Origin of the sequence: Paenibacillus sp. BSR1-1 (genome assembly GCF_030403775.1) — a bacterium.
GTDB lineage: Bacteria > Bacillota > Bacilli > Bacillales > Cytobacillaceae > Neobacillus.
This window is the reverse complement of sequence record NZ_JAQMWQ010000024.1, coordinates 14,981-32,136: the sequence shown is the minus strand read 5'-3', so window position 1 is coordinate 32,136 and position 17,156 is coordinate 14,981. Positions and strand designations below refer to the sequence as shown.

General features: G+C 38.8%; 18 protein-coding genes and 1 pseudogene. 3 read left to right on the top strand and 16 right to left on the bottom strand.

Annotated features, from left to right (window positions below; genetic code table 11):
* Positions 1–2 precede the first annotated feature (2 nt).
* The 4 genes from PH210_RS24100 to PH210_RS24085 all read right to left on the bottom strand — a co-directional run bounded on the left by PH210_RS24100 (position 3) and on the right by PH210_RS24085 (position 3,039).
* Positions 3–218, bottom strand: a complete 216-nt coding sequence (locus PH210_RS24100) for an SHOCT domain-containing protein (protein ID WP_289988926.1) — start codon at positions 216–218, stop codon at positions 3–5.
* A gap of 34 nt (positions 219–252) precedes the next feature.
* Positions 253–741, bottom strand: coding sequence for a hypothetical protein (locus PH210_RS24095; RefSeq protein WP_289988925.1), 489 nt, complete (start codon positions 739–741; stop codon positions 253–255).
* 157 nt (positions 742–898) lie between these two features.
* On the bottom strand, positions 899–1,585 hold the full coding sequence (locus PH210_RS24090; RefSeq protein WP_289988924.1) for a response regulator transcription factor: 687 nt from the start codon (positions 1,583–1,585) through the stop codon (positions 899–901).
* Positions 1,585–3,039: a sensor histidine kinase gene (locus PH210_RS24085; protein ID WP_289988923.1), complete on the bottom strand. Its 1,455-nt coding sequence runs from the start codon at positions 3,037–3,039 to the stop codon at positions 1,585–1,587. The genes PH210_RS24090 and PH210_RS24085 overlap by 1 nt, the downstream gene beginning before the upstream one ends.
* A gap of 151 nt (positions 3,040–3,190) precedes the next feature.
* Between PH210_RS24085 and brfA the strand changes: the two genes are divergently transcribed.
* The gene (gene brfA, locus PH210_RS24080) at positions 3,191–3,418 is read left to right on the top strand and encodes a ribosome rescue factor BrfA (protein WP_289988922.1); all 228 of its coding nucleotides are present in this window, start codon (positions 3,191–3,193) and stop codon (positions 3,416–3,418) included.
* Here brfA and PH210_RS24075 read toward each other — a convergent pair.
* The 7 genes and pseudogenes from PH210_RS24075 to PH210_RS24045 form a co-directional block, all read right to left on the bottom strand.
* Positions 3,391–3,855, bottom strand: a complete 465-nt coding sequence (locus tag PH210_RS24075) for a hypothetical protein (RefSeq protein WP_289988921.1) — start codon at positions 3,853–3,855, stop codon at positions 3,391–3,393. The two genes, brfA and PH210_RS24075, sit on opposite strands and share 28 nt — an antisense overlap.
* 19 nt (positions 3,856–3,874) lie before the next feature.
* The gene (locus PH210_RS24070; RefSeq protein WP_289988920.1) at positions 3,875–4,855 is read right to left on the bottom strand and encodes an ABC transporter ATP-binding protein; all 981 of its coding nucleotides are present in this window, start codon (positions 4,853–4,855) and stop codon (positions 3,875–3,877) included.
* On the bottom strand, positions 4,848–5,852 hold the full coding sequence (locus tag PH210_RS24065; protein ID WP_289988919.1) for an ABC transporter ATP-binding protein: 1,005 nt from the start codon (positions 5,850–5,852) through the stop codon (positions 4,848–4,850). The genes PH210_RS24070 and PH210_RS24065 overlap by 8 nt, the downstream gene beginning before the upstream one ends.
* A gap of 17 nt (positions 5,853–5,869) precedes the next feature.
* Positions 5,870–6,724, bottom strand: a complete 855-nt coding sequence (locus tag PH210_RS24060) for an ABC transporter permease (protein WP_289988918.1) — start codon at positions 6,722–6,724, stop codon at positions 5,870–5,872.
* Positions 6,725–6,727: 3 nt separating this feature from the next.
* Positions 6,728–7,684, bottom strand: a complete 957-nt coding sequence (locus PH210_RS24055) for an ABC transporter permease (RefSeq protein ID WP_289988917.1) — start codon at positions 7,682–7,684, stop codon at positions 6,728–6,730.
* A gap of 112 nt (positions 7,685–7,796) precedes the next feature.
* Complete coding sequence (locus PH210_RS24050; RefSeq protein WP_289988916.1) at positions 7,797–9,383, bottom strand: ABC transporter substrate-binding protein; 1,587 nt, start codon at positions 9,381–9,383, stop codon at positions 7,797–7,799.
* 150 nt (positions 9,384–9,533) lie between these two features.
* Positions 9,534–10,012 (bottom strand): annotated as a pseudogene (locus PH210_RS24045) (5-oxoprolinase subunit C family protein).
* A 355-nt stretch (positions 10,013–10,367) separates the two neighbouring features.
* On the opposite strand from PH210_RS24045, the gene PH210_RS24040 reads away from it, so the two are divergent.
* Together PH210_RS24040 and PH210_RS24035 are read left to right on the top strand one after the other, a co-directional pair.
* Positions 10,368–10,931: an NAD(P)/FAD-dependent oxidoreductase gene (locus tag PH210_RS24040; protein ID WP_289988915.1), complete on the top strand. Its 564-nt coding sequence runs from the start codon at positions 10,368–10,370 to the stop codon at positions 10,929–10,931.
* A 145-nt stretch (positions 10,932–11,076) separates the two neighbouring features.
* The gene (locus PH210_RS24035) at positions 11,077–12,597 is read left to right on the top strand and encodes an MDR family MFS transporter (RefSeq protein WP_289988914.1); all 1,521 of its coding nucleotides are present in this window, start codon (positions 11,077–11,079) and stop codon (positions 12,595–12,597) included.
* 58 nt (positions 12,598–12,655) lie between these two features.
* Here the strand turns inward: PH210_RS24035 and PH210_RS24030 are convergent, their stop codons facing one another.
* The 5 genes from PH210_RS24030 to PH210_RS24010 all read right to left on the bottom strand — a co-directional run bounded on the left by PH210_RS24030 (position 12,656) and on the right by PH210_RS24010 (position 17,154).
* Complete coding sequence (locus PH210_RS24030; protein WP_289988913.1) at positions 12,656–13,051, bottom strand: cytosolic protein; 396 nt, start codon at positions 13,049–13,051, stop codon at positions 12,656–12,658.
* Between the two features lie 184 nt (positions 13,052–13,235).
* Positions 13,236–13,364 (bottom strand): hypothetical protein, encoded by a 129-nt coding sequence (locus tag PH210_RS24025; protein WP_289988912.1) that lies wholly within the window; start codon positions 13,362–13,364, stop codon positions 13,236–13,238.
* 12 nt (positions 13,365–13,376) lie between these two features.
* Entirely contained in the window at positions 13,377–14,597 is a 1,221-nt protein-coding gene (locus PH210_RS24020; RefSeq protein WP_289988911.1) for a tetratricopeptide repeat protein, read from the bottom strand.
* A gap of 140 nt (positions 14,598–14,737) precedes the next feature.
* The gene (locus PH210_RS24015; RefSeq protein ID WP_289988910.1) at positions 14,738–15,991 is read right to left on the bottom strand and encodes a S8 family peptidase; all 1,254 of its coding nucleotides are present in this window, start codon (positions 15,989–15,991) and stop codon (positions 14,738–14,740) included.
* A gap of 224 nt (positions 15,992–16,215) precedes the next feature.
* A complete protein-coding gene (locus PH210_RS24010) occupies positions 16,216–17,154 on the bottom strand; it encodes a magnesium transporter CorA family protein (RefSeq protein ID WP_289988909.1) in 939 nt (312 codons plus the stop codon).
* Between the last annotated feature and the right edge of the window lie 2 nt (positions 17,155–17,156).

The following is a 17,156-nucleotide window of genomic DNA, read 5'->3' as shown; positions in this document are numbered from 1 at the left end:
TATTATTTTTTCTTCAGGATTTCAGTTATTTTTTCATATTCTTCGATGTCAATTTCCCCTGATGCCAATCTTTTTGCCAGGATTACCTGTGCATCGGCATTACCTTGAAAGCAAAATCTGCCTCTACGCCGCCACATAATAAAATTAGCTGCAAAGAAAGCAATGAAAAGTAATGGAAAAATAAATGCGAAAGGGTGAAAATATCCCCAATGATGCATATGAATCAACTCCTAAATTTTTAATGGTTTTTCCTTAAGAAAGTCTGGTGGTGCTAACTCTTTTCCCCCATGGTTTAATTACTGAAATAATGTACAACAGCACGAGTGATATGATTTGAATAATAATCCCAGTCCAAAGCTCGGTTTTGACAAAGAAAAGGGCATTTGTTTTGCTTATAGCTTGAAGAGTCCAAGTGTACATTCCCCAAAAGTTAAGGAAGATACAAAGCACCGTAAGGCCTTCCTTGGCAATAATCCAGTAATAGCTGAACAATCCCCATTTTGTCCAAACGGAAAGTAGAATGCCTGTTACGGTCGTTCCAATGGTAGAAGCTCTCACTGATGTTTTCGAAAGAATATGCATGGCTTGATAGCAAGTTTGTATTAATTCTTCATCACTTGCAGAAGCTGCTGTAATACTAAAAATAAGAAAAGCCGTCATATTCCCGAGCATGATTGCTGCAAACAATAGATGAAAAATCAGCAGCCACCTCTTGGTTTTTTGCGAAATTTTCAGCCCCATCACCTCCTTGATGTTTTACAAGCTTTAGTTTAAAGAGAAAATCTAAACACCCTCTAAAGCAATTCTTAAATATTTCTAAACTTTATTGGGATTACGGATTCGGCTGCATACAAACAGGATGCCCAGCGATAGCGGGACATCCTCAACAAACAATTTATTATCCTTTAAACCGATACCCTGCTCCCCAAACTGTTTCAATATATTGAAGTTGGGATGAATCGGTTTCGATTTTCTCACGAATTTTTCTGACATGAACGGTTACAGTTGCAGTATCCCCCACCGATTCAAGTCCCCAGATTCGTTCAAATAGGTGCTCTTTCGTAAAAACCTGATTAGGATGAAGGGCTAAGAAGGTTAACAAGTCAAATTCCTTCGCTGTTAAGATTACCTCCCTTCCTTGAATAAAAACCTGGCGGGAGGATTTATTAATTTGCAGACCGCGGATTTGTATTTCATCGAGCGGGACACTTTTTCGAATCAGCCGCTCATATCTCGCCAAATGTGCTTTAACTCTGGCGACAAGTTCACTTGGGCTGAATGGTTTAACGATATAATCATCGGCCCCAAGTCCCAACCCGCGAACCTTATCTATGTCCTCATCTTTGGCCGTAACCATAAGAATGGGTATATCTTTGTCTCTTCGAATTTGCTTACAAATATCAAACCCATTCATGTTTGGCAGCATTAAGTCCAGCAAGATTAATCGATAGTTTTGATTAAGGGCAGCTGCAAGCCCCATTTTTCCATCTGTGGCAATTTCTACCTCAAAGCCTTCAATTTCTAAATAATCACGTTCCAGTTCGGCAATACTCCGTTCGTCTTCAATGATTAATATTTCACTCATTATTCATCACCTTTACCATTAGATCTTGGAAGAGTAAAATGGATACATAAGCCGCCACCAGAAGAATTTTCTGCCCAAATTTCACCGCCATGGGAATGAATGATTTGGGCTGCTATAGCAAGTCCAAGACCGCTTCCACCTGTATCCGAGCTGCGGGAAGGGTCGCCACGATAAAAACGGTCAAATATATTGGCTATCTCATCAGCTGGGACTCCGGGCCCGTTGTCACATATAGAGACCTTTACCATTTTCCCCTGTTTTTTGAAGGAAATCTGTATTCGGCATTTACCTTTTTCGATATATTTCACACTATTGAAAATAATATTATTTATTACTCGGATGATTTTATCTCGGTCAATAAAGACCGCTATCCGGAAATTCGTCAGCATGACTATCTCGGTACCTTCATCGCTCAAATCCAGTCTTATTTTCTCGAGATAATCTTCTAAAAAAAGGTTCAATTCCACTTTTTCAAAATTAAATGGGACACTATTAACGTCTAATTTTGAAAAAAGAAATAGTTCATTGATCAACCGATCCATATGAGCTGCCTTGACATGGATTGTATCTAAGTAACGCTCGAGCTTTTCTTCTGTATTGGCAACCCCATCTTTAATTCCTTCTACGTAGCCCCGAATAGATGTAATGGGTGTCTTTAAATCATGAGAAATATTAGCGATGAGTTCGCGGCGATTATTTTCATATTGTTCCCGGAGCTCGGCTGATTTCTTTAATTTCTTTCTCATTTCATCAAAGGATTTTACTAGTTTTCCTAATTCATCTTTTCGGATTGGTTCTAGATGGAAATCAAGATTACCTGCACTAATTTTGGATGCAGCTTCGGACATTTGATTAATTGGCTTAAGAATTCGTCTTGACATCAAATAGGAGAGCACAGAATTTGTTAGGACCAAAATAAGCACAAATCCAATGAAGATTATCGGAAAGAATCTCCTCGCAAATTGGATAAAAGGCACCCCTTTATCGATTAATAGTATAGTACCTTCTGTCCCGTCCTTAAAATAAAAATCATGCTGCCTGATTGAATAGGGCTGCTGCCCAAGCCTGACCATAGGCTGATAGCCTTCATTGCCGAACGCTGGCAGCTTCTCTTTTGGTAACTTACTTACATTATCAGATGAAAACAATATTCTTTTATTTTTTCGAATAATGATGCCGGCATTCTTATCCTCCAATTCCTTGGATAAGGTAACCTGAAATGAAGGGCTCGAAAATTTCTCCTCTTCTAAAGAGGCTGTTTTCTTCAACTGATTAAATAATTCAATATTTTGTCCTCCTGCCCCTGTTTGCCAGCCACGGTGATAGTTATTGTTAAGAAGTTTAAAATCGCCGCTAAATAAGACATTCAACAGAGCAAAATAAAGAATAAAGATGAAGATCGGCATAATGACCATGGCAGCATTCGAAAGAAAGAGACTTTTACGAATCGACATGAAAATCCACCTTTAATAAAGTTCTATTACCTTAGAATAAACATAAATTCTAAAGAACTCCTAATGAATTTCTTAAATTTTTATAAATTTACTATTCGCAGTATTATAATTGTTATATAATGGAATGAACTAAATTTTAGGAGTGATTAATTTGGCAAAATCAAAAGCCAAGAAGTTACGGGAAAAACTTGAGCGTGAAGGAAAAATGAACCCGGAGGCAAAACGCGGCTCATATGTTTATGCAGATATGAGAACAAGAGTAACAAAGACCAAGAAAGACCATTTATATCAATTTAAACACAAGAACCATCAATCCCAGGACGGAAATGATGGTTCTTTTTATTTTACTAGTTATTTAATATTAAAATTCGGTTTATGAGTGAGCTCAATTTTTAGGAGATGAACGTCTTCGCTGTAGTTTTCTTCTTGTAAAACAATTGTCCAATTTTTAGCAATCATTTCACGGAGTGCCTCAAGGTTGTCCCTGGTCATTTTTACTGTGTCTAAAAACTCGCCGGTATCAACGAAATCCTCGCCTTCATTCATTGCAAACTTAATATTCAGCAAAGACTTGAGTGCTCCTTTTGTCATAAAAGAAAATTCATAACCTTCCTTTAGTGCTTGGTGAAATTTAACTTTGTTAAAATGGTAATACTCGATCAACGATTTCCATGTAGGAATTCCTTCCCCCATGCTCTCAAGCAATTCTTCCTTTCCCTCATTTAAGAGAGCAACGATGGTTGGATTATTGAATCCTTTTGCTTTCATCATTTCCAACATGAGTGCATAATTTAAAGCTAGTTTTACTTTTTCCATTAATTTCATCCACCTTAGTTTAGTATAGATGGCAGGCTACAAAATGCTCTCCATCCACTTGTTTCATTTGCGGGTCGACTTCTGCACAGATTGGTTTGGCAAATGGACAGCGAGATCGAAATCGGCAGCCGGTTTCCATTTCTATTGGACTCGGAAGCTCTCCAGTAATAATTTCACGTTTGCTATTTTGTGCCTTGATTGGATCTGGTATTGGAATAGCAGACAATAATGCTTGCGTATAGGGATGCAGCGGTTTATGGTATAACTCATCGCTCTTCGAAATTTCAACGATTTTTCCTAAATACATAACGCCAATACGATCGGAGATATGGCGGACCATGGATAGGTCATGTGCGACAAATAAATAAGTTAGCTTCATCTCACTCTGTAAATCTTCTAACATATTAATAACTTGAGCTTGAATAGAAACATCCAAAGCAGATATGGCCTCATCACAAATAATGAATTCCGGATTTATCGCTAATGCCCTCGCAATTCCAATTCTTTGACGCTGTCCGCCACTGAACTCATGAGGGAATTTTTCCATATCTTCTTTTTTTAGGCCTACTTTTTCTAAAATATCGGTAATTACTTCTTTTCTTTCACTTTTCAAGAGTGTGGTGTGAATCTCCAATGGTTCATCAATGATTTCTTCTACGTTCATATATGGATTTAGCGATGAGTACGGATCCTGAAAAATCATTTGCATTCTTTTCCGATAGGGCTGCAGTTCTTTATTATTTAGGTTAGCAATATCTTTGCCATCAAATTGGATTTCTCCAGATGTTGGGTCGTACAAACGATTAAGCGTCCTGCCCAGAGTGGATTTGCCACACCCAGATTCCCCAACAAGTCCGAATGTTTCCCCTTTGAAAATATGAAACGAGACATCATCGACTGCTTTCACAACTTGTTTATTTTTACTAAAAAGAGAAGTTTTTAATGGGAAGTATTTCTTTAGATTGTTTACTTCAATGAGTTTTTCCTTTGTCTCAGTCATCAAGGTTGTCACCTTCCCCTGTTAAAAAGCACATGCATTTTTGCGTTGCTGAAAAGCGCTTGTATTCTGGTACTTCTTTAAAACATTTATCCATCGCAAACTCGCAACGTTCTGCAAATGGGCATCCGTTCTTTATATTTTGAAGCGATGGGGCAGATCCTTTAATCGGCTTTAATCTCATTTTCTCCCCATCCACTCTAGGAATGGAATTCAGCAGCGCCTTTGTATATGGATGCTTCGGTGAATAAAAGATTTCATTGACAAGCCCTTCTTCCATCACCATTCCCGCATACATGACCAAAATTCGACTGCAAATGGTCGCTACCACTCCAAGGTCATGGGTGATGAACACGACCGACATATCATTTTCTTTCTGCAATTTTTTTAAAAGTTCAAGGATTTGCGCTTGAATGGTAACATCAAGGGCTGTAGTCGGTTCATCCGCGATTAACAGCTTGGGACTGCACGCTAGAGCCATGGCGATTAACACCCTTTGTCTCATCCCGCCACTAAATTCATGAGGGTATTGATCCACTCTCGTTTCTGGAGAAGGAATTCCCACCATTTTTAACAGTTCAATCGCTTCAAGCTTGGCTTCCTTTTTGCTCATGCCTCTAACCCTCGTTAATAATTCAATCAGATGGTCCCCGGCTTTTTTTAAGGGATTAAGAGCTGTCATCGGGTCTTGAAAAATCATCGCTATATCGCGTCCTCTTATGGCCCTTTTTTCTTTTTTAGATAGATTCTCGATATGTTTTCCATCTAAAATGATTTCACCAGCATCCACTTTTGCATTATTCGGGATGATGCCTAGAATTGATTTAACCATGACACTTTTGCCGCTCCCTGATTCTCCAACAATCCCAAGGATTTCACCCTTTTGCACGTTAAAGTCAATTCCTCTTACCACTTCCATTTTTGCTTTGCCATTATTAAAGCTGGTACGGAGGTTTTTGACATCTAGTAAACTATTCTTTTCTTTTACCATGTTGCCCATATCTATATCCCTCCTTTTTATTTCCCGCTGGTCTTCGGCTCGACAACAGCACGAAGAATATCACCTAGTCTATTAAACGAATAAACAGTCAGTACAATGAGAAGTCCAGGTAATATCGCCATATATGGAGCATTCCCTAGATTCCCTTGTGCATTTTGGAGCATACTTCCCCATGAGGATAAGGGCTGTTGAATTCCGAGCCCTAGGAAACTTAAAGCCGATTCCATTAAGATTGCATTGGCAATACTAACGGTGGATGCAACGATAAACGTTGGAAATACTGCTGGGATTATATGCTTGATAATGACTTTTGGTAATGATTGCCCCGATGATTTTGCGTATAAAACATATTCTCTTTCTTTTACCGAAAGGGTCTCCGCTCGGACTAGTCTCGCTGTGCTCATCCAAGTAAAAAGGCCAATGACAAGAATAATCGCTTTTAACCCTGGTGTAAGATAGATACTTACAACCGTTACAAGAATCATCCATGGGATCGAAGAAATCACATCAACTGATCTCATTAAAAAATTGTCGATCCTGCCTCCAAAATAGCCGCTTATCGTTCCCACTAATACTCCAATACTAGTAGAAATAAGCATCGCTAAAATACCAACTGTAAGGGAGATTCTCCCGCCAAATAAAGCTCTTGTAAAATAGTCTCTGCCTAGCTCGTCTGTACCAAACCAATGGTCTGCGCTAGGTCCTTGAAGAACACTCGTTACATCGACCTGATCAGGAGGATAAGGTGATAAAAAGGCAAAAATGGATATGAGCAGGATGAGAATAAGGAAGATAAGAGCAATAGCAGCCGTTTTATTACGTTTAAGCTCATCTTTAAATTGTTTTATTCTTCGATTTTTTTTTCCGGCCATGTTCTATTCCCCCATTCCCTTGATTCTCGGATCCACGATGCAATATAAAAGGTCGGACACTAAATTACCGATAATTACAAGGCTTGATGACAGCAGCATGATTGCCATGACAACTGGGTAATCAAACCCTTGGATAGCTTTTACAAAATACGTACCAATTCCCGGCCAGCCAAAAACTGTTTCTGTAACGACTGCTCCGGTGACAAGCATCGGAAGACTCATCCCAACAATCGTAATGATTGGAAGCAGCACATTTCTAAGGACATGCTTAAATAAGATCCAACTAGAAGCGGCCCCATATGCCTGTTGGACCATAACATAATCTTCTGAAAGCTGCCCAATGGTTGAGGAGCGGACATATCGAACAAGCTCCGGCATGAAAGAGAGCGTTAACACCATACATGGTAGCACCATATGACTTAGCAGGTCGGAGAACGACTCTTCATTCCCAACCGTGTGCATCCCAAGGATTGGAAATATATCCAAAAGATAGCCAAAGATAAACACAAGAATCATTGCCATCCAAAAGCTTGGAATCGCAATCCCGAACGAACTTAAGCCATCAATGATTTTATCCGCTACTTTCCCTTTATTCGCTCCAGCAATTAATCCAAGAAGGATAGATAATAGTAAGGCAAGAATGTAAGCAGGAAGAACAAGCAGGATGGTATTCGGTATCCTTACTGATAGATCATTGGTAATACTTTCATGTGTGACGATTGAGTAACCCCACTCGCCAGACAATATTCCTTTTATCCAGTAAAAGTATTGCATATAGGCTGGCTGATCCAAGCCATATCTTGCTTTTATGAGGTCGATTGTTTTCTTCGTCATGTTTGGTGTTGTCATCGCATCGACTGCATCATAGGGAGCCAATTGGATGAGTGTAAAGCAAATAATCGAAATAATGAAAAGCAAAGGGATTGCCTGTAAAATTCGTTTCAAAATATACTTTAACAAAAATAATCTCACTCCTTACGCTATCCTACTCCATCATTTTATTCCTTTTGGTCTTAATAAATAAAGATAAACAGCGAACTGTTTATCTTTATCTACTAAAACCTTTATTTTTTTAATAGGATAGCTTTGACATATCTTCAAATGTGTAAACCGGAACTAAAGCAGCTTCCTCAATACCTTTGATTCTTGAATCAATCGAAAGGATTCGTTTGTTCTCTGTTAATGGATAGAACGCAGCATCATCAATGATGAGCTTTTGAATTTCTTCATAAATAGCTTTACGTTTTGCATCATCTTTTTCTACACGGCCTTGATTAAATAACTCATCCACTTTAGGATTACTATAGTGCATGTAGTTTGCTTCACCATTTGTAACAAACAAGGAATTAAAGGTATCTGGGTCAATTCCCATGATATATCCGCTTAGATACATATCAAAGTCCGTTTGGACGCTTTGAAGCTTCTTGCTTAAAGCTGTCGCATCCATACCAACTAACTCAACTGAAACGCCTGCCGCTTTCAAGTTTTGTTGAATAACAGCTGCTTGTTTTTGCTGGATTGGATTATTGGCGGTAAATGCTAGTTTTAATTTTAAATTAGATGCTCCGGCTTTTGCCAGTAGGTCTTTTGCTTTTTTCGTATCGAATTTATGTTTTTCAACATTGTCAGTGAAATAGGTTGCTTTTTTTGGTAAGAATGAATAGGCTGGCTTGGAATAATCAGTTGAAACATAGCTTGCTGTATTGATTTCGTCTCGATTCAAACCGAAAGCTATTGCCGTTCTTACATCCTTTGATTGTACTGCTTTTGAGCTTAAGTTAAACGCTAAGTAACCGATTCGCCCTTCATCGTATGGTTTAATCGCAACATTATCGTTACCTTTAAACTTACTTGTATCGGATGGCTGGATCGCAAGGGCATTAATTTCCCCTTTTTGTAGTGCCAATGTAGCAGTATTTGGATCCATGATGATACGGTAAACAACTTTTGCAATTTTAGGTGCACCTAGGAAATAATCATCATTCTTTTCAAACGTGACGCTTTCCCCTGCTTTATATTCTTTTAATTTGTATGGACCAGTACCAACTGGAGTGGCATTTTTAGGGCTGTTAGCAATATTTGCTTCCCCTTCATAAACATGTTTCGGCATGATGAAAATATTGCCTAAAGCTTCCATTGCTCCCATGCTGACAGTTGGCAGCGTGAATTTTACTGTATAGTCATCAACTTTTTCAACTTTAACTGGTTGGTTATTAAAGATCAGCTGACTTCTTGCCCAGCCCCCATTTTCTTCTTTTAACATTTGCTCATACGTGAAAACAACATCATCAGCCGTAAATGGCTGTCCATCATGCCATTTTACATCTTTTCTTAATTTTGCTGTATATGTTAAGAAATCTTCTGAAGGAGTCATGCTTTCGGCCAAGAAGTACTTAACATTATCCTTTCCGTTATACATATACAATGGAGAGTAAATAGTTTTAATTTCCATTAATCCATAACGGTCACCTGTTGAAATGACGTTTACTGCGTTACCTGGATCTCCATCAATTCCATAAATAAAAGTATCTGGTTTATTTGTAGTATCACCTTTTTCTTTAGTGCTTGCATTATCCTTCGTTTTTGAAGAACAGCCTGCAAGTACTAATAAGATACTGAGTAAAATGGCTACAAGTATATTTACATTTTTACGAACCATTTTTCTTCCCCCTATGCTTAATATTTTTATAACAACAAGAGTAGTAGTTTTAGTGATGCATTTTAATTCCTACTATTTCTATATGTATTATACAAAATACATTTTACCTGATAGGCTACTATTAGTAAATAATAAATAATTAGTTTTATTTCAAATTTCCTGCCCGGCTGAGGATTCGGCCTCATCACTGTAAAAATTAGGACTTTTTATTTTGCAGCACGCGACAAATGCTTTAATAAAATCTGATTTTGTAAATATCACTGGACTACCAAATAACAAATCTCCTTTTTGCAAGGAACGTCCCTCAAATCCACCAAATCTACCATTTAAAAAGGTAGATCTACTTCCTAAAACCACTGGACATCTATTCCCCCTGAAAAAGCAATATAAGCCCTAGCACCTTGTTTACATGAACCTAATGAAAGAATTTGCCCCTTTTTAATTAAAAAACTCTTCCACATTGGAGCTTCTCGTTCATCCACCTTTGGAGAAAAATTCCCGCCGCAGACTGTTATGGTCAAGTCACTTAATGCCTGTAAAACAGGGCCAATTATAGTTGCCTCCAATACAGCTTCTTTTGTAGAGTTCCCTACAAGAAGATTAGCCACTTGCACTGAATAAGGATCCATAGCTCCCGAAGGACTGATTCCAAATTGCTGATACCCATATCTCCCCAGATCCTGAACCCTTGTTTGCAGCCCAGCCTTAATCACTTTAAATAGAGCTGTTTTCATTGATCACGCCAGCTTCTTCACTTATTTCATCCCCAAATGAAACTCTAATGGCCAAATCACCAAGCGGAACAATTTCTGCCATAACTATCACCTCTTTAACATTACAGTATATGGATGTTAAAAATAATACAAGAGAATCTTATCATCACTTGGTTTTCCCAATATCTCAAACAAGCAATTCATTTTACTTTCATTTTTTGTTACGTTACGATAAAACAAGAAATAACTTTAAAAAGTGGAGGTTTTGAAGATGTTTGATGTTGTAGTTATTGGTGCAGGCCCTTCTGGTGCTAGTGCTGCCTTATTTACAGCTAAAGCTGGCAAGAAAACTCTGGTAATCGATAATGATAAGAGCGTGACAAAGAGAGCCTGGATGGAAAACCATTATGGTGTTTTAGAAATCTCTGGACCAGACCTTGTTGAAACCGGCAAAAAACAGGCGAGCAAATTTGGTGCAGAACTAGTTACAGCTACTGTAACAAACGTAAGTAAAACCGACGGTGGATTTAAAGTAGAAACTGACCAAACTGAATATGAAGCAAAGCATGTCATTGTTGCAACTGGTTTGATGGCTGACCTTGCTGAAAAAGTCGGCTTAACTACAAAGCCAGGAACTGAACCAAGAATTAAGACAATCCTTGATGTTGATGCTCAAGGGAAAACAAATATTGAAGGAATTTGGGCAGCCGGGACCATCGCAGGTGTCAGCATGCACACGATCATCACGGCTGGTGACGGTGCAAAGGTAGCCATCAACGTTATTAGTGAAATGAATGGTGAACGCTACGTTGACCACGATGTTTTAAAAAAATAATGATTTAATCCCCCTTACAGGTAGGGGGATTTTTTTTATTGTTTAAAATTTATTTTATTTCACTCATCGGTTAAAATAGTCTTCAGGAGGAGGCCCCTTGGCAATTATAGCCATTACCCTATAAGACCATTTTAAGGAGATTTTTATGATAAAAAAAGACAGTAATATAAAACCTGTTGTTGCAGGCTTACTATTAGGGATCCTGATGGCAGCGATGGATAACACGATCGTCGCAACGGCAATGGGGACTATTGTTTCCGACCTTGGCGGACTTGACAAATTTATTTGGGTAACCTCAGCCTATATGGTTGCTGTTATGGCGGGTATGCCGATTTTCGGTAAGTTATCCGATATGTACGGACGGAAACGCTTTTTTATTTTCGGATTAGTTGTTTTCCTTATTGGGTCCGCTCTCTGCGGTATTGCCCAGAGTATCGTTCAGTTAAGTGTTTACCGAGCGATTCAGGGAATCGGCGGAGGAGCGCTTATGCCGATTGCTTTTACGATTGTTTTTGATATTTTCCCACCAGAAAATCGCGGTAAAATGACGGGCTTGCTTGGTGCCGTATTTGGAGCATCCAGCGTTTTAGGACCGTTGCTTGGTGCCTATATAACTGATTATATCAGCTGGCATTGGGTTTTCTATGTAAATGTTCCGATTGGAATTGTTTCGATTATATTAATCGTTCGTTATTATCATGAGTCACTGCAGCACTCGAAGCAAAAAATTGACTGGGCTGGTGCAATTACACTCATTGTTTCAGTGGTAAGCTTAATGTTTGCACTTGAATTGGGTGGAAAAGAATACGACTGGGATTCCATCCAAATAATTGGCTTATTTGCGAGCTTTTTTGTCTTTTTTGTTGCCTTTTTCATTGCTGAATTAAAGGCAGCTGAACCAATTTTGCCATTATGGCTTTTCAAGCGGCGGTTGTTTGCAACTTCACAAATCTTAGCCTTTTTATATGGCGGCACTTTTATTATTTTAACAGTGTTTATTCCCATTTTTGTGCAGGCAGTTTATGGGGGAAGCGCGAAGAATGCTGGGCTTATTTTGACTCCAATGATGCTGGGATCTGTAGCCGGAAGCTCGATTGGCGGTATATTCTTAACCAAAACTTCTTATCGAAATTTGATGATTATTTCAATAATTTCATATGTTGTTGGCATGTATCTCCTCGGAACCTTGACTGTTGATACCGCACGCTGGTTATTAACCGTTTATATGATTCTTGTCGGTTTCGGTGTAGGGTTTTCTTTCTCGTTATTACCGACGGCATCGATGCATAATTTAGAGCCGCAGTTCCGCGGAACAGCGAACTCTACGAATTCATTCCTGCGTTCTTTTGGGATGACGCTTGGTGTTACAATCTTCGGTTCGCTGCAAAACAACTTATTTACGGACAAGCTCAAAGAGGCGTTTAAAGGCATGCAGGGTGCAGGAGGACAAGGTTTCCAAATGGGGGATCCACGACAAATTTTCCAAGCTAGCGAGCGCTCGAAGATCCCTAGCTTTATCTTGGATAAAATTGTCCACGCAATGTCGGATTCGATCACGCATACCTTCATGCTGACATTAATCCCGATTGCACTAGCAGCCATTACGATCTTTTTCATGGGCAATGCCCGGGTTATTGTGAATAAAAAGGGAACTGCGAAAAGCTAACAAAATAAGCACCGGGCCACTTAGGTCCGGTGCTTGTTTATTCTCATTATTTCCACATTTATACCTCAAGACTCTGCCCTTCTTCAACGATGTGAAACATAAGATGGGCAAGATGATGAATGGGGCCGTATTCCTGATCCTCTTCTTCCATTTCCTCACTAAATCCAAGATCACTTAAATAGAGCGCCATAAATTCATAAAAATCCTTTAACTGGAATGAATAACAAGCGATTGGCTCCTCATTGTCCTCTTCATATTGGAGCACCATGTATGAGACCAGCCCGTCAGCATCCTCTCCATCAAAAAAAACAAAATAGCCAATGTTGGTATCAAGTTCAAATAAATGCCGCGTTCCGCCTTCGGTTGCTTTATCAAAATCCTCTTTACTTAATTTTTGAATTTGCATTGCATCTACATTGTCTTCTTGGTGAAAACCAACAACAAATGATTTCATCGTATCCTCAATCCTCTTCCATAATTTTTCGGGCACATATGATTAGGATACCCTTATTTGCGTTGGTTTCATTCCTATAATGGGACAAATAAATTGGCGTTTTCTTTAACAAGACATTTCGGGGTATCGCTCTTTTCCGCAAAATAAAAACCCCCTGATGGACAGGGGGCTTAAGTATATAAAATTATACTGGAGGGTAGATTGGGTGATCTGTTGGAGTAGCATCTGCTACATTTACAGGTTTAGCACTGCTCACAGGTGACGATAAAACTAGTAAAACAACTGAGAATATTAAAATTAAAGCTTTTTTCATTATGGCTCCTCCTCATGTAATTTTATTTAAATATTTAACTGCCTCCATATAGATTCCTTGTTCACAATAGAAACCTGAAAGCATTTTATAAAAACTGGTTAGGTCATTATAGTGTTCATTTGTCCCTTCAAGATAAGGAATCACTTTTGACTCCAAATATTTAAACGCTTTTTCAGGTGAGACAATGTGAAATAGATAAAAGTCTGCCAGCAATCGATATTTTTTAACCCCGAGTTCCTTCGCCACAGAACTAACTACTTGAAAACATTCTTTCGCTTTAGCAGTTTCATGAAGTAAGTATTGGATTTCACCAATTGAATACAGGGTTACAAGGTAATGCGGATTGTTGATGGGTTGAAGAGCCAAGCTTTTTTCGTAATATTTAAGCGCTTCCTTCTGATTGCCTTTTTTGTTCTGCAGATAGCCCATATTGTGATAAATTTGCGGAAGAAGCTTATCCTGTTTTAATAATTCGGCATTACGGATAAAGTGCTTGAAACAATCCTCCGCTTCCTCATAAATATTTGATTGCGTATAATTAATCCCTAACATCATAAGCGTATGGAGGATCCGGAAAAAATTATGCTCATTCATAAACAGCTGAAGCGCCATTTTGCCAAAATGAATGGCATGGCCAGACTGTTCAAGAGAACCTTTTACAAAAGCGCGATGATAAAAAAATTCAGCATTCTGCGTTTCATTACTTGGTTCATTGTGTAATGCCTCGAGTAATTCATCTGCAGCTTTATATTGTCCCTTCATAATTAAACATACCGCATTAAAGTAGCGAAATAAATACGCTTCATGTTGGGAAAAATTTTTCTTTTGTTTAAATAATAAATCCTTTTGGCTTTCGGCCTCGGCCAAAAATCCTTTAAATAATAGATATCGGTACTTGTATAATTCATAAGTATGAATAAACTTTGAAAATGGGATGATATGCTCCATTTCCTGAAGTTTTTGATAGATTTCATCGATTTTATCTTTTAAATAATAATTGATTTTTTCCCCAAGCTGCCCCAATAAAGTTTGGATTAAGCCCTCTTTCTCGTCCATTTCCTCCAGTCCGATTTCCAGCCGTTCAAGTAAAAGGGAAATCGTTTCCTCATTTGCTTCCTTCGAGTTGTTTTCGATCTTACTTAAATGGGGAACAGAGCAGATTCCTTTAGCAAGCTCTGCTTGGGTCATTCCTTTTTGTGTACGATAGAATTTAATCAGGGCTCCAAATTCCATATAACCACCTAGCTTGCCTTCCTTTTTACACTATTTTACATGAAATGTCACCCTGTATACAGTTATTTTTCTGATTTTTTAAAAAATAAGCAATACTTCAAAAGGCCATCCGAACATAAGATCACGATGGCCCATATCCATTACCTTACTCGAGGGAATCCGAAGCCTGATGCATAATCATCACCTATACCCGCTCCTGTACCTCCTTTAATATCATTTGCTTTTGCGCGATTTTGCAGTTCTGTTCGCAGTTGGACATTTGACCAAGATGGATTTGCAGCCCAGATCTTTGCAGCAAGACCCGATACGTGCGGAGTAGCCATCGATGTACCACTTATCGTATTATAGGCGCCGTCATTCCAGGTTGATTCAATTGCCCTGCCAGGTGCCGAAACCTCAACATCCCGCTCTTGAATGATATAGTCACCTGCTGTAGCCGGATTGCCTCGTGAAGAGAAATCTGCCACACGATAGGTGCCATTTTGCTGAACATTTTCTAAGGCTGCTACAGCGACAGCATTTACTAATGCACCTGGATAGCCGATGGTATTCGTTCCTGGACCGTCGTTTCCAGCAGCTGCGACAACAAGGACGCCCTTTCCATAGGCATAATCAACAGCACTCGAAATAAGTGAATCCTTTGAGCTCGAACCAAGAGACATCGAAATAATGACATGTGACCCTGTTCGAACAGACTCATCAGCTGCTTTGCGAATAGCTGCTGCAATATCATCCGAATAACCTGTTCCGCGGTTGTTTAATACCTTATAAGACCATAGTTTGGCATCCGGAGCTACTCCGTAAATCCCCTGTCCGCTTCCGCCATTGGCAAGGATTGTGCCAGAAACGTGTGTACCATGGCCATTTCCATCAGCACAGCTTCCCTCAACTAGAGGCGATTTTATTTGAGAAAAATCTTTACATTGTTCGACATTCGCGGCAAGATCTGAATGGGTTTTATAAACACCAGTATCTAGCACCGCAACCTTTATTCCACTGCCACCTGAAGTCGACGCTATATTAGGGTCATTATAGATTGCCTGAATTCCCCATGGTGTTCGATCACTAAGAACAGCTGTTGCTGCTAGTTTCGATGCTGCATCCTGGTTTACTCCAAGCTGAAGCTCTGGAAGCCTTTCAATCTTTAAATTTTTATTTTTCAAAAGAGCCTGGTATTGCTGAGCGTTTACCGTTGTTGTAAATCCTTGCCCTTCAAACTCCCAGCGAGCTCCATAGCTTGCCTTAGCTTTTGCTTTATCCGCGGACGGACCTTGAATCAAGACACGATAGGATTCCTGACTGGTCGTTTGCTGTCCGAATGCGGCCGTTGCGAACATCGAAATCCCCATGAGCGCACTCATTACGGCAGCCCCAAGAATTTTCCCTTTTTTCATTCAAAAACTCCCTTCTCCCTTTGGATTACAGTCGTTCTGCTGATGTTCTAGCCTATTGTTAAATTTCTTATAAAATAACAATCTATCATCTGTGAATATTGGGAAAATTTTTAATTTTCCTTTAAAAATATTAGGAAGAAAGAGATTATTTTTTTCAATTAATAAAAAATAGGGAAATTTTATCATTGAAAATAAAAAAACCAGCCAATTGAATGGCTGGTAATCTAGAAATATTTCTTTTTCCAAAAAATAAACGCTGTTAAACTAGTTAAAAAGGCAGAGATCACTAACGGGATCGCATAGGAATGTGTAGCATGCTGGAATGGAATATCTACATTCATTCCGTAAAAGCTGGCTACCATCGTTGGGAATGACAAGATGATTGTAATTGAAGTTAAAAACTTCATCACAATGTTCAGGTTATTTGAAATGATCGATGCAAAAGCATTCATCATCCCGCTCAAGATCGAACGATACGTTTCCGCCATTTCTATTGCCTGTGTTTTTTCAATCATCACGTCTTCTAATAAATCCTTGTCTTCCTCGTACATTTTTAAATAGTTAAACCGCAGGATCTTATCAAGAACGACTTTATTTGATTTTAAAGATGTCGTAAAGTAAACCAAACTTTTCTCTAAAGCTAAAAAGGCATATAGTTCTTTATTTTTCAATGATTGATGTACTTCGCGTTCTATTTCATTTGTTTTCTTATTGATTTGCTTTAGGTACCGAAGATAATACGAAGAGATTACAAATAGAATCTGCAAAGCGAAGCGCGTCTTTTTAAACGTAAAAAATTCTTTGACGCGATTTTTTCGGAATTCCTCTATAATTGGGGAATCCTTTAGGGAAACAGTAATAATATTATCCTCTGTTAAAATAATCCCAATTGGTATTGTTTCATAAACAGCAAGACCTGTTTCATCATGGATAATATAGGGAAAGTCAACAATGATATATACCCGGCCATCATCACGTTCAATCCTCGGACGCTCTTCATCATCCAGTGCGTCTTTTATAATATCGATATCTACTTGGGCATCATTTGATACCTTTGCAATTTCCTCGGGTGTTGGGGCATAGATATTGATCCAGCAGCCTTTGGAAATAGAATCCACTTTTTCCAGCACCCGCGCATCGGTGCTTTTAAACATTTCCAGCATGG

Coding starts and splice junctions, on each gene's coding strand:
- PH210_RS24050 (WP_289988916.1), bottom strand. CDS start 9,383: ATGGTTCGTAAAAATGTAAATATACTTGTAGCCATTTTACTCAGTATC.
- PH210_RS24090 (WP_289988924.1), bottom strand. CDS start 1,585: ATGAGTGAAATATTAATCATTGAAGACGAACGGAGTATTGCCGAACTG.
- PH210_RS24085 (WP_289988923.1), bottom strand. CDS start 3,039: ATGTCGATTCGTAAAAGTCTCTTTCTTTCGAATGCTGCCATGGTCATT.
- PH210_RS24025 (WP_289988912.1), bottom strand. CDS start 13,364: ATGAAAAAAGCTTTAATTTTAATATTCTCAGTTGTTTTACTAGTTTTA.
- PH210_RS24010 (WP_289988909.1), bottom strand. CDS start 17,154: ATGCTGGAAATGTTTAAAAGCACCGATGCGCGGGTGCTGGAAAAAGTG.
- PH210_RS24060 (WP_289988918.1), bottom strand. CDS start 6,724: ATGGCCGGAAAAAAAAATCGAAGAATAAAACAATTTAAAGATGAGCTT.
- PH210_RS24040 (WP_289988915.1), top strand. CDS start 10,368: ATGTTTGATGTTGTAGTTATTGGTGCAGGCCCTTCTGGTGCTAGTGCT.
- PH210_RS24030 (WP_289988913.1), bottom strand. CDS start 13,051: ATGAAATCATTTGTTGTTGGTTTTCACCAAGAAGACAATGTAGATGCA.
- PH210_RS24100 (WP_289988926.1), bottom strand. CDS start 218: ATGCATCATTGGGGATATTTTCACCCTTTCGCATTTATTTTTCCATTA.
- PH210_RS24065 (WP_289988919.1), bottom strand. CDS start 5,852: ATGGGCAACATGGTAAAAGAAAAGAATAGTTTACTAGATGTCAAAAAC.
- PH210_RS24095 (WP_289988925.1), bottom strand. CDS start 741: ATGGGGCTGAAAATTTCGCAAAAAACCAAGAGGTGGCTGCTGATTTTT.
- PH210_RS24015 (WP_289988910.1), bottom strand. CDS start 15,991: ATGAAAAAAGGGAAAATTCTTGGGGCTGCCGTAATGAGTGCGCTCATG.
- PH210_RS24075 (WP_289988921.1), bottom strand. CDS start 3,855: ATGGAAAAAGTAAAACTAGCTTTAAATTATGCACTCATGTTGGAAATG.
- PH210_RS24070 (WP_289988920.1), bottom strand. CDS start 4,855: ATGACTGAGACAAAGGAAAAACTCATTGAAGTAAACAATCTAAAGAAA.
- PH210_RS24020 (WP_289988911.1), bottom strand. CDS start 14,597: ATGGAATTTGGAGCCCTGATTAAATTCTATCGTACACAAAAAGGAATG.
- PH210_RS24035 (WP_289988914.1), top strand. CDS start 11,077: ATGATAAAAAAAGACAGTAATATAAAACCTGTTGTTGCAGGCTTACTA.